Raw genomic sequence first — 12,608 nt, forward strand, 5'->3', positions numbered from 1 at the left:
GCAGCAGCGGCTCCAGCTTCGGGCCTCGACGAGGAACAGACGCACCAGCAGCAGAAGTCACACCACAACTAACGATCAACTACTGGCGCAGGACACTAGCCGCGAACCAGACAATCGTTCCTACTTCTTCGTTGGCGAGTGCGACAGCGCCGGCGAGCAGATCGGCGAGCGCGTCGTGCTGTCCATCGGCCGCGACGATCTTGGCGACGAAGGCATACGGAAGTGATGCGGGTGTGGACATGAGGGGTTCTCCTTGAAGTCGGGGTTCTTCGTGGGGCGAGTTCAGCGTATGACGAGCGAGGGCCGGTGGGGAGTGGCGTATACGGCAGTATTGCTATTGTTCGCGCCATGCATATCGGACTGATCGCGATCGACGGCTGCTTCGGTTCGGCGGTCGCGTCGGTCATCGACATCGTGCGGGTGGCCGACGGAGCCCGCGGCGATGTCGACCCGCGGATCGACCCGATCGAACTCGCCATCCTCGGACCGAAACGGCGAGTGACCACGACGGCATCGATGACCCTGTCGGTGGACCACCCGCTTTCGGAGTCCGGAGAGTTCGACGTGGTCGTCGTCCCTGCGCTTGGAACCCTCACGGCCGCCGCGACCCACGACGCCCTCCAGAGCCGAGATGCTCGTTCGGTCATCGCCTCACTCGGGCGCCTCGACGACGCGACCACCCGGATCGCCGCGGCGTGCACCGGCGTGTTCGCCGTCGCCGAGACCGGACGGATGCATCATCGGCGGGCGACGACCAGCTGGTTCCTGGGGCCGGAGTTCCTGAAGCGCTATCCGACCGTCGCCCTCGATCTCGACACCATGGTCGTGGTCGACGGGAACCTCGTCACCGCCGGCGCCGCCTTCGCCCACATCGACCTCGCGCTCTCACTCGTGCGATCGATCAGCCCCGACCTGGCCCAACATGTCGCCAAGCTCCTCATCATCGACGAGCGCCCGTCGCAGGCGGCCTTCGTCGCCTACGAACATCTCCGGCACGAGGACCCGATCGTCGTCGAGTTCGAACGCTTCGTGCGCGTCCGCCTGGACGAACCGTTCAACGTCGCCGTCGTCGCGCAGTCGCTCGGCACCAGCCGGCGCACCCTCGAACGACGAGTCCGTGCGGCGCTCAACCTCACTCCGCTCGGCTTCGTCCAACGGCTTCGCATCGAACGAGCTCGGCACCTCTCAGCAACCACGGACCTCACCTCCGCCGAGATCGCGCGACGGGTCGGCTACGCGAACGCCGAGACTCTGCGCTCCCTCCTGCGCAGGGAGCGACGCCGTTCCTGACCTATCGCCATGCCTGTAGCCGGTGTCCTAGCGCTCGGTTGGAACCACCTCTCAGCACGTCGCGTCGACGCTCCTGCGTCGCCCCTGGACGACCCACTCGACACGCCCGCAGCACAGGCCATGTGACGTGCCCCGGCTTCCCGGACGGTCGGGGTTGGGTGGCTGTGATGTCGCTGCGTTCTCGTCGAGGGGGTCAGCAGACCCGATCAGGGTCGATTGGGATGAGCCGCGAAGGCGGTCAGGTCAGGGCGGCCGAACCCGGCCGGCGGGGTAGCGTCGGACACGTCGAGGTCTTTCGGATGGATGGCGTAGGAACCTCCATCGTCGGGAGACCTCGACGTCTATCTGCGGACCGACTGTCGCGGGTGCGCGGAGGATCTCCTGATCCGCCTCGGGAATCTCTGGCCGAGCCCTATTACCGTACCGGCCTTAGAGTGCTTGCATGCGTCCTGTTTCTGATATTGAACGTACAGGGGATCCCTTCGAGGTCGTCAGCCCCTACCAGCCCAGCGGCGACCAGCCGGCGGCAATCGCTGAGCTGACCAGACGCATCGCGGCCGGTGAGAAGGATGTGGTGCTGCTCGGTGCGACCGGCACCGGCAAGTCCGCCACCACCGCCTGGATGATCGAGAAGCTTCAGCGACCCACCCTGGTGATGGCTCCGAACAAGACGCTGGCCGCCCAACTGGCCAACGAATTCCGGGAGCTGCTGCCGAACAACGCAGTCGAATATTTTGTTTCCTACTACGACTATTACCAGCCCGAAGCGTACGTCCCGCAGACGGACACCTATATCGAGAAGGATTCCTCGGTCAATGACGAGGTGGAGCGGCTGCGGCATTCGGCGACGAACTCCCTGCTCACTCGCCGGGACGTGATTGTGGTTGCCTCCGTGTCCACGATCTACGGCCTGGGCACCCCGCAGGAGTACGTGGACCGGATGATTCCGTTGCGGGTCGGCGAAGAGATCGACCGCGACGAGTTGCTGCGCCGTTTCGTCGACAACCAGTACACCCGCAACGACACGTCCTTCGCCCGCGGCACCTTCCGGGCCCACGGCGACACCGTCGAGATCTTCCCCGTCTACGAAGAGCTCGCCATCCGCATCGAGATGTTCGGGGACGAGATCGAAGCGCTGACCACGCTGAACCCGGTCACCGGCGAAGTCGTCGGTGAGGAGGAGCAGGTGCACGTCTTCCCCGCCTCCCACTACATCGCCGGCCCCGAGCGCCTGGAGCGCGCGATCGACGGCATCGAGGCGGAGCTCGCCCAACGTCTGGCCGAGCTGGAGAAGCAGGGCAAACACCTGGAGGCTCAGCGGCTGCGGATGCGCACCACCTACGACATCGAGATGCTCCGGGAGACCGGCACCTCGGCCGGCGTGGAGAACTACTCCATGCACTTCGACGGCCGCTCCCCGGGAGCACCGGGCAACACGCTGCTGGACTACTTCCCGGAAGACTTCCTGCTGGTCATCGACGAGTCCCACGTCACCGTCCCGCAAATCGGCGCCATGTGGGAGGGCGACGCCGCCCGCAAACGCATCCTGATCGACCACGGTTTCCGGCTGCCCTCCGCCCTGGAAAACCGCCCCCTGACGTGGGAGGAGTTCCGGGAGCGCGTGGGCCAGACCGTGTACCTCTCGGCGACGCCGGGAACCTACGAGCTCTCCCGCAGCAACGGCGTGGTGGAGCAGGTGATCCGGCCGACCGGGCTGCTCGATCCCGAGGTCGTGGTGAAGCCCACCGACGGCCAGATCGACGATCTCGTCGACGAGATCCGCACCCGCACCGCGCGGGACGAACGGGTCCTGGTCACCACGCTCACCAAGAAAATGTCCGAGGACCTCACCGAGCACTTCACACAACTCGGCATCCGGGTCCGCTACCTGCACAGCGACATCGACACCCTTCGCCGCGTGGAACTGCTGCGTGAACTGCGCGCAGGCGAGTACGACGTGCTGATCGGCATCAACCTGCTCCGCGAGGGCCTCGACCTGCCCGAGGTGTCCCTGGTCGCGATCCTCGACGCCGACAAGGAGGGGTTCCTGCGTTCCGGCACTGCGCTCATCCAGACCATCGGCCGGGCCGCACGCAACGTGTCCGGGCAGGTCATCATGTACGCCGACCGGATCACCCCCGCGATGCGCAAAGCGATCGACGAGACCAACCGGCGCCGCGAGATACAGATCGCGTACAACGAGGCCAACGGCATCGACCCGCAGCCGCTGCGCAAGAAGATCAACGACATCGTGGCCCGGATCGCCAGCGAGGAGATCGACACCGACCACCTCCTCGCCACCGGATACCGGCAGGCAGCCGGAGGCGTCACCGTTCCGCTGATGCCCGGACTCGGCGGTCAGCTCACCGAGCCCGCCTCGCCGGGGTCCGTACCCACGGAACGTCCAGCAGCCCAGCTCGCCGAGCAGATCGAAGAACTGACACAGCGCACGCGCGCCGCGGCAGCCGAGCTGCAGTTCGAGCTCGCCGCCCGGCTCCGCGACGAGGTCCACGAGATGAAGAAGGAGCTGCGCAGCATGCAGGAGTCGGACCTCGCCTGACCCAGCAGGCCGTGGCGGTGCCGGCGGGACTCAGCACTCTCCCAAACTTGAGGCAGCACCGGGATCACGGCCTGTCCCTTCCCTGAAGAAAGGTGCGGACCGGCGTGGCAGACCGTCTCATCGTCCGTGGCGCGCGCGAGCACAACCTGAAGGACGTCTCGCTCGACCTGCCGCGCGACTCCCTCATCGTCTTCACCGGCCTGTCCGGGTCGGGCAAGTCGTCTCTGGCCTTCGACACCATCTTCGCCGAGGGGCAGCGCCGCTACGTCGAATCGCTGTCCTCATACGCCCGCCAGTTCCTGGGCCAGATGGACAAGCCCGACGTGGACTTCATCGAAGGCCTCTCCCCCGCGGTGTCCGTCGACCAGAAGTCGACCTCGCGCAATCCACGCTCCACGGTCGGCACCATCACCGAGGTGTACGACTACCTGCGGCTGCTGTTCGCCCGCGTCGGCCGGCCGCACTGCCCCGAGTGCGGCCGGCCGATCTCACGCCAGTCGCCACAGGACATCGTCGACAAGATCCTCAAGCTTCCCGACGGCACCCGCTTCCAGGTCCTGTCCCCCCTCGTCCGCGACCGCAAGGGAAAGTTCACCGAGCTCTTCAGCGAGCTCCACATCAAGGGCTACGCCCGCGCGCGGGTCGACGGACAGATCATCCAGCTCTCCCAGCCGCCGAACCTCCGCGGGCAGCAGAAGCACACCATCGACGTGGTCGTCGACCGCCTCACCGCGAAGAAGAAGTCCTCCAGAGTCCGCCTCACCGACTCCGTCGAGGCAGCCCTGAAACTCTCCGGCGGCATGGTCGTCCTCGAGTTCGTCGACCTGCCCGACGACGACCCCGAGCGCGAACGCATCCTGTCCGAGCACCTGTACTGCCCCACAGACGACCTCTACTTCGAGGACCTGGAACCTCGCTCCTTCTCCTTCAACTCGCCCTACGGGGCCTGCCCCGAGTGCACCGGCATCGGCACGCGCATGGAGGTCGACCCCGAACTGATCGTCCCCGACCCGGAGAAGACGCTCGAGAAGGGAGCGATCCACCCCTGGGCCCACGGACATTCCAGAGAGCACTTCGCCCGGCTGGTCGACGCCCTGGCCGACGCCCTGCGCTTCCGGACCGACGCCCCCTTCGCCCGCCTGCCGCAACGGGCCAAGAAGGCCCTGCTCCACGGCTACAGGAAGCCGATCGAGGTTCGCTACCGCACCCGCTACGGCCGCGAACGCCACTTCACCACCCCCTTCGAAGGCGCGGTGCAGTTCGTGCAGCGCCGCCACCACAGCGCCGAGAGCGACGCAGGCCGCGAACGCTTCGAGGGCTACATGCGCCAGGTGCCCTGCCCCGCATGCAACGGAGCCCGCCTCAAACCGATCAGCCTGGCCGTCACCCTGGCCGGCAAATCGATCGCCGAGGTCTCCTCCCTGCAGATCGGCCACTGCGCGATCTTTCTGGGAGAACTCGACCTCACCCCACGCGAGATGAAGATCGCCGACCGCATCCTCAGAGAAGTCAACGAGCGCCAGCGCTTCCTCGTCGACGTCGGCCTCGACTACCTGTCACTGAACCGCGCCGCCGACACCCTCTCCGGCGGAGAAGCCCAGCGCATCCGGCTCGCCACCCAGATCGGCTCCGGCCTCGTCGGCGTCCTCTACGTCCTCGACGAACCGTCCATCGGCCTGCACCAGCGGGACAACCACCGACTCATGGAAACCCTCGTCCGCCTGCGCGACATGGGCAACACCCTCATCGTCGTCGAACACGACGAGGACACCGCCAAGCTCGCCGACTGGATCGTCGACGTCGGCCCCGGCGCGGGCGACCACGGCGGCGAAATCGTGTACAGCGGCCATCTTGAGGGACTGCTCGACGATCCGGCCTCCCTCACCGGCCAGTACCTCTCCGGCCGCAAGACGATCCCCGTCCCCGCCTCCCACCGGGAACGCGACCCCTCCCGACAGCTCATCGTCCGCGGCGCTCGGGCAAACAACCTCCAGGACATCGACGTGGCCTTCCCGCTGGGCCTGTTCACCGCCGTCACTGGCGTCTCCGGGTCCGGCAAGTCGACCCTGGTCAACGACATCCTCTACACCTACCTGGCCCGCGAACTGAACGGCGCCGCCACCGTCCCCGGACGCCACACCCGAGTAGAGGGCGACGACCTCGTCGACAAGGTCGTACAGGTGTCCCAGTCCCCCATCGGCCGCACCCCACGCTCCAACCCGGCCACGTACACCGGCGTCTTCGACCACATCCGCGCACTGTTCGCCGAGACCATCGAGGCGAAAGTCCGCGGCTACAAGCCCGGCCGCTTCTCCTTCAACGTCAAAGGCGGCCGCTGCGAGAACTGCTCGGGCGACGGCACCATCAAGATCGAGATGAACTTCCTCCCCGACGTCTACGTCCCCTGCGAGGTCTGCCACGGCGCCCGCTACAACCGGGAGACCCTGGAAGTCCGCTACCGAGGAAAGTCCATCGCCGACGTGCTGGACATGACCATCGAAGAGGCCACCGACTTCTTCGAAGCCATGCCGGCCATCTCCCGCCAGCTCAACACCCTCACGGAGGTCGGACTCGGCTACATCCGGCTCGGACAGCCCGCAACGACCCTCTCCGGCGGAGAGGCCCAACGCCTCAAACTCGCCAGCGAACTCCAGAAACGGTCCACCGGACACACCGTCTACGTCCTGGACGAACCGACCACCGGCCTGCACTTCGAAGACATCCGCAAACTGCTGAAGGTCCTCTCCGGCCTCGTGGACAAGGGCAACACCGTCATCGTCATCGAGCACAACCTCGACGTCATCAAAACCGCCGACTGGATCATCGACCTGGGACCCGAAGGCGGCGCAGACGGCGGCCTCCTGCTGGCGCAAGGCACACCCGAGGACATCGCAAAAGCCCAAGCCAGCCACACCGGCGCATACCTGCGCGACATCCTGGCCACCCAACACCCACACCGCAGCACAATGCCCCAGCGAACCGCCCGCCGACGCTGATGCCGACCGGGCCTTGGCCCCGAACCGGCTGCGCTGCAGAGATTCGGGTGGCGGCGCGCCCAAGCTCGCCCCGCGCGCACACCGCGGATCCCGTCAGCACGTCACGCTCCGGCGCAGACCTCGCTGAGTGGGCAAGGGCCTGGTGGTGGTGCTGACTGAGCTCGCTACCTGGCGGGACTCGGCAACTTCAGTGCTCACTGTGCAACGCCCTGACCTGCACGTATTGCCGTCACTGCGGCCCCGGACCGCGCCCAAGCCGGGCGGCACGCGACCCGCCCGGGCCGCTGACCTGCGGAATGCCCCATCCGCCAGATCCGCCGCTCAACCGCCAAGTAGCGCGCTCAATCACAGCTACCCCGCAGCGTGAACCGGCGCCACCAGACGGTCCGGCGCGCTAGAGGTGGAATAACCAGGGCGTTCGTTCGATTGGCTTCCTTGCAGAGATCGCGGGAGGGGGCGCGGGTCTGTCAAACGAGCGGTGTAACTGGGGTGGTTGGGTTACTGGCAGGCCGCTGAGAGCCGGCCGTCGAAGGTGATGTCGAAGGCGTTCAGTGCGGTCTTCCAGCGCATGGTCCAGCGGGCCTGGCCCTTGCCGGTGGGGTCGAGCGACATGATCGCCATGTAGACGCACTTCAGTGCGGCCTGCTCGTTCGGGAAGTGGCCGCGGGCCTTGACCGCTCGCCGGATCCGGGCGTTGACCGACTCGATCGCGTTGGTGGTGCAGACGATGCGGCGGATCTCGGTGTCGAACCGCAGGAAGGGAGTGAATTCCTCCCAGGCGTTCTCCCACAGTTTCACGATCGCCGGATACTTCCTGCCCCAGGCGTCGGCGAACTCGGCGAACCGCTCCAGGGCGGCCTCCTCGGTCGGAGCGGTGTAGACGGGCTTGAGGAGCCTGGCGATCTTGTCCCAGTCCTGGCGGGCGGCATAGCGGAAAGAGTTCCGCAGCAGGTGAAGCCGTAAGGAATCAACATGGTGTTTCCCCTTTTTCCGCGACGAATTTGAGTACGTCGGCGGCCGTGGCGAAGCGTCGTTCGGCGGGTGTCACGACGTATTGATGCTGGTCGAGGAGAGGCTGGACGTCCTCGATGGCGTTGCGGATGGTGCCGCGGCTGACGCCGAACACGGCGGCCAGGGCCTGTTGGTCGCATAGACCTCGTTGGGAAAGGACAGTTGCCAGGATTCGGTCGGCGTCGGTGATCTTTTGGCGGAAGAGGCCGCCGCGGGTTCCGGGTCGCCTGTCACCGCCGCGCTGGCGATGCCGGCGTTCTTCAAGGGCGGCCTGGTAGGGCAGGGTGATCCGGTCGATCAGTGCCTGGAGGTCTGATCGAGGCATGCCGGTGAGGGCGGGGTGGGACAGAGCTTGGGAGAGTTCCATGCGACTGGTGGTCGCACCGCCTTCCGCCCAGTCACGCAGTTCCCGGGCGGAGGAGAAGTAATGCGCGGTCTGGGTGACGGTGATTTTCTGTGCGTCCATGAGCGTGCGGGTCTCACCGATGACCTTGCCGATGGTGACCGCGTTGATGGCCAGCAGATCGACCAAGACCTTCTGGGAACAGACGCGGCGCAAGTAGATCACGGTGATCAGGACACGATCGGCGTTCGAGAGCAGGGGTCTGCCGTGGGCTCCGGGGGCCTGCAGCCGTCGGCCTCCGCGCTGTTGGAACTTGCGTTGTTCCGCCTGGGCGGCTTGTGCGGGGGCCAACTGGTCGCGCAGCGTGTCCAGTTCCGATGCGGTCATGCCGCTCAAGCGGGGGTCGGTGAGCATCGTGAGGACCTGCGCCCTGGCGCGGTCTCGATCGCTGGGGCTGACCTGGCTGCCGTTCTCGGCACCGGCGGCGGCGATCGTGTAGTTCCAGGATCCGTGCTGGTCATGGGGCGTGATCGGTAGAGAGCGCAGGTGGTCGCGGCTGACGGAGATGCCCACCGGGTAGGCACCGGCATCCAGCTCGGCATGAACGCGCAGGCCGGTACGGGTGCGGGTCGCAGCGATGCTGTTGACGACGACTCCATAGCTGGTCAGGGGCCTGCCGCGCCAGTTCATAGTGATGTGGGAGAACAGCCGGTGCTCAATCTTGTTCCACTTCGAGGTACCCGGCGGGAAGTGACAGACAGTCACGGTGAGACCCGTCTGGGCGGCGAAGGCGGCAAGCTCGGCCTTCCACAACCGGTAGCGGTAACTGTTGGACCCTCCGCAGTCCGCAGTGATCAACAAGCGGTTGGCATCCGGGTAGTCCGCCCGTCCGCGCGCCTGCCACCAGCGGCGAATTGACTCGACGGCGAACACGGAGGTGTCGTGGTCGGTACCGACGTTCACCCAGCCGCTGTCGTTGGCCAGGTCGTAGATGCCGAAGGGGATCGCCACGTCGACGTCGGGGCCGATGAAGTAGAAGCTGTGGTCCTCCACCTGTACTGGATCACCTGCCGGTCGCCACTGCCGGCCGGGATTGGGTAACTGCCCCAGCTGTTCCTTCTTCTTGGCATCGATGCTGATCACCGGCTGTCCGGCGGACTGATGCTCCTTGACCTGCTCGTTGAGATAGCGGAACTGCGCGTCACGGTCGGGGTGCTGTTTCCCCTCCAGGGTCTTGGCACTGGCCTGCAGGCTGAAGCCCTGCTCCTTCAGCAACCGGCCGACGGTCGGAGCGGAGACCGGATGCCCCTGCCGAGTCAGTTCTTCCGCGAGGTTGCGCAGCGACTTGGTCGTCCAGCGCAGCGGAGACATCGGATCGCCCCGTTCATCCGGCTCCACCAGCGCCAACAGCGCAGGGACGAGCTCGCGGTCCACGTCCTCGACGCGCATCCTCCCGCCGCCCGCCTGCCGGACACGGCCTTCTGGCAGCGATCCGGTGCCGCCTTCAAGTTCGAAAACACCTCTGCGAACCGTAGTCTCGCTGACCCCGGCAGCTCTCGCCACGAGCCTCACACCACCATGGCCCAGCAGCCGGGCCTCGGTGGCCAGGGCGAGACGGCGCTGCCGTTCGTTCAGGTGCGGGAGCAGGACCTCGAACCGCCGGGTCAGCAGGACACGGGCCTCGTCGGATATTCGCATACCAGACCAACGAACGCGTCCTCACGAAGCAACGTGTTATTTCCTTACGGCTTCGGTGGACGACGCAGGTCTGCACGATCGTCCTCGGCCAGACCGTCTCCACCGCCTCGGGCAGGCCCTTGAGCCCGTCGCAGACGAGCATGAGCACATCGCTGACACCGCGGTTCTTGACCTCGGTGAGGATGTGCAGCCAGTGCTTGGCGCCCTCACCGCCGTCGCCAGCCCACAGGCCCAGGATCTCGCGTCGGCCTTCGGTGGTGACGGCCAGGGCCACATAGATGGGCCGGTTGGCGACGGCGCCGTCGCGGATCTTCACGTGGATGGCGTCGATGAAGACCACCGGATAGACGGCGTCGAGGGGGCGGCTTTGCCATTCGGCCATGCCCTCGAGGACCTTGTCGGTGATGGTGGAGATGGTCTGGCGGGAGACCTCGGCGCCATAGACCTCGGCCAGGTGGGCCTGGACCTCACCGGTGGTCAGGCCCTTCGCCGCCAGCGAGATCACCATCTCGTCGACGCCGGTCAGGCGCTTCTGCCGCTTCTTGACGATCTTCGGCTCGAAGGAGCCGTCCCGGTCGCGGGGCACGGCTATCTCCACCGGCCCGACCTCGGTCAGGACGGTCTTGGAGCGTTTGCCGTTGCGAGAGTTGCCGCCGTCCTTGCCGGCCGGATCGTGCCTTTCATAGCCGAGGTGGTCGGTGATCTCGCCCTCCAGGGCCGATTCGAGCAGCCGCTTGGTCAGCTGCTGCAACAGTCCGCCCTCACCGGTCAGCTGCAGGCCCTCGGCCTGAGCCCGGTTCACCAGCTCGTCGATCAACTGGTCGTCCACGGCCTTCGCCGACACAGCCGCTGCCGACTCGACAGTCTCCTGCTCGGCCACGTTCTCACTGGTCATCGATGCATCTTCCATGATCGGGAGTTACACCGAACGATTTACAGTCCCGGGGGCGCGGGTGGCCGAGCTGATGATGTTCCGGCAGGACACGGACGGACGGGATGTCGAGCTGGCCGGTTCGACGGTGGCGCTGGAGGTGGAGCTGCAGCGGCGGGTCGAGGCCGGCCTGGAGCAGATGCTGGGCGTCCGTTTCCTGGCATCGGAGTACCAGACCGGCCCCTGGCACCGCGGGCGGATCGACACCCTGGGGCTCGACGAGAACGGCAGCCCGGTGGTGATCGAGTTCAAGAAGGGCTCGGACAGCGACCTGTTGACTGAACTATCGGCGGAGTTTTCGCAGGTCAGTGACCTTGTGGCGGGGAGGTCGTTGAGTCGGCCATGGAGGCATCACGAGACTTGGCGGCCCTGTCCGTTCCCCTGGTCGGGGAGCTGGTGGCCATGGATGATCCGTGGGAGCCCTACCGGCTCGTCGACCCTGCCAGTAAGCCGGTCGAGGGAGTCCGCGCTTTCCTGCGGGATCTCCAGGGAGCCGGTCGTTCGATGGCGACGGCCCGTTCCTATGGGATAGACATGTTGCGCCGGTTTCGATTCCTGTGGGCTGTCAAGGTTCCGTGGGACCGAGCGAGTCGGATCGAGGCGAGGGACTTCTCCCGTTGGCTTCAGGTCGCCGGGCAGCCGAGGCGTCCGCACTGGCGGCGTCCGAGCGAAACGGGCCGGTGGGCCGCAGGGGGCAAGCCGTACGCACCCTCGGTGCGAGCGCACAGCGAGACAGTGCTGCGAGCCTTCTACGACTTCCACCGCGACATCGGCACCGGGCCGGTCCTCAACCCGTTTCCACTGGACCGAGGACGTCGCGGCCGTCGGGCTCACGCCCATCGCAACCCGATGGATCCGGCCCGGAACGAACGCGGAGGGCTGTACCGGCCGAGAGTGCCCAAGCGGGTGCCCCGCAGCGTCCCTGACGAGGAGTTCAACGAGATCTTCGCCCGTCTCCCTTCGCACCGGGACCGGGCTCTGGTTGCCTTCTACGTCTCCACCGGTGCACGGGCCAGCGAGCTGCTCAGCACCTGGCAGTCCGGCGCCGATCCGGGGAGTCAGCTGATCTCGGTCGTCCGCAAGGGCACCGGCGAGGTCCAGGAACTTCCCGCCTCGACCGACGCGTTCGTCTGGCTGCGGCTCTACCAGCTTGAGATGGACGATGCGATCCCGCGCGGGCATCGTCTTCCGCTGTGGTGGACCCTGCGCTCGCCGTCGAGGCCGTTGACCTACCACGCGGTTCACCGCATGTTCGAGCGGGCGAACGCCAAGGCAGGGACTTCCGCGACGCTGCACGCGCTGCGGCACACCGCCGCCTACCGGATGTCCGAGGACCCCAGCCTCCCTCTCACAGATGTCCAGTTCGTCCTTGGTCACGCTCAGTTGACCACGACGCAGCTTTACCTCACGCCTCGCAAGGAGGTGGTGATTCGGCGCCTGTTGGCCCACCACGCCGAGCAGAGGCGTCAGGCAGCCGGTCGCGTCGCCCCGCCTCCGGCAGCTGGCTATCGGCCGGAAAGTCTCGATGTGCTGTTCGGAGCTGGTGCCCGGTGACCATCACTTCGTTGACGCGTGCCGGTTCCGCACCGGCCGCTGGATTGGAGCCTCAGCTCACCCGTTCCATGGCAGCCCAGCAGCGTTTCCCCGCCCGGACCGTTCCGGACATCTGGCCGGGCACTGGAGCAATGCTCATGACTTGTGGATCGGTCTTCGGGACGGCACGCGAAGGGCGTACCTTCCCGAATGATCCTGTATCGGTCACCAAGTCAGGCCCGCGTT

5 protein-coding genes and 4 pseudogenes are annotated in these 12,608 nt (G+C 66.5%); 5 read left to right on the forward strand and 4 right to left on the reverse strand.

Going from position 1 to position 12,608, the window contains the following annotated elements; genetic code table 11:
- Nucleotides 1-100: 100 nt before the first annotated feature.
- Nucleotides 101-241: pseudogene (locus tag IO29_RS37320) on the reverse strand (antibiotic biosynthesis monooxygenase); the annotation flags it as partial.
- Nucleotides 242-348: 107 nt separating this feature from the next.
- Between IO29_RS37320 and IO29_RS30645 the strand changes: the two are divergent.
- From IO29_RS30645 to uvrA, 3 genes are all read left to right on the forward strand, one after another.
- Entirely contained in the window at nt 349-1,290 is a 942-nt protein-coding gene (locus IO29_RS30645) for a GlxA family transcriptional regulator (protein WP_030383339.1), read from the forward strand.
- Between the two features lie 442 nt (nt 1,291-1,732).
- Nucleotides 1,733-3,850, forward strand: coding sequence for an excinuclease ABC subunit UvrB (gene uvrB, locus IO29_RS30650; protein ID WP_030383340.1), 2,118 nt, complete (start codon nt 1,733-1,735; stop codon nt 3,848-3,850).
- Nucleotides 3,851-3,954: 104 nt separating this feature from the next.
- On the forward strand, nt 3,955-6,846 hold the full coding sequence (gene uvrA, locus IO29_RS30655) for an excinuclease ABC subunit UvrA (protein ID WP_078618585.1): 2,892 nt from the start codon (nt 3,955-3,957) through the stop codon (nt 6,844-6,846).
- 498 nt (nt 6,847-7,344) lie between these two features.
- Here the strand turns inward: uvrA and IO29_RS30660 are convergent.
- The 3 genes and pseudogenes from IO29_RS30660 to IO29_RS30670 all read right to left on the reverse strand — a co-directional run.
- A pseudogene (locus IO29_RS30660) lies at nt 7,345-7,800 on the reverse strand (transposase); the annotation flags it as partial.
- 13 nt (nt 7,801-7,813) lie between these two features.
- Nucleotides 7,814-9,898, reverse strand: coding sequence for an ISAzo13 family transposase (locus IO29_RS30665; protein WP_051708033.1), 2,085 nt, complete (start codon nt 9,896-9,898; stop codon nt 7,814-7,816).
- A 46-nt stretch (nt 9,899-9,944) separates the two neighbouring features.
- Nucleotides 9,945-10,793, reverse strand: a pseudogene (locus tag IO29_RS30670) (IS256 family transposase); the annotation flags it as partial.
- 58 nt (nt 10,794-10,851) lie between these two features.
- Between IO29_RS30670 and IO29_RS40275 the strand changes: the two are divergent.
- Nucleotides 10,852-11,112: pseudogene (locus IO29_RS40275) on the forward strand (hypothetical protein); the annotation flags it as partial.
- Nucleotides 11,113-11,543: 431 nt separating this feature from the next.
- Entirely contained in the window at nt 11,544-12,383 is an 840-nt protein-coding gene (locus IO29_RS30680) for a tyrosine-type recombinase/integrase (RefSeq protein WP_234307706.1), read from the forward strand.
- The last annotated feature ends 225 nt before the right edge of the window (nt 12,384-12,608 follow it).

Origin of the sequence: Streptomyces sp. NRRL F-6676 (assembly GCF_000725625.1) — a bacterium.
Lineage (GTDB): Bacteria > Actinomycetota > Actinomycetes > Streptomycetales > Streptomycetaceae > Streptomyces.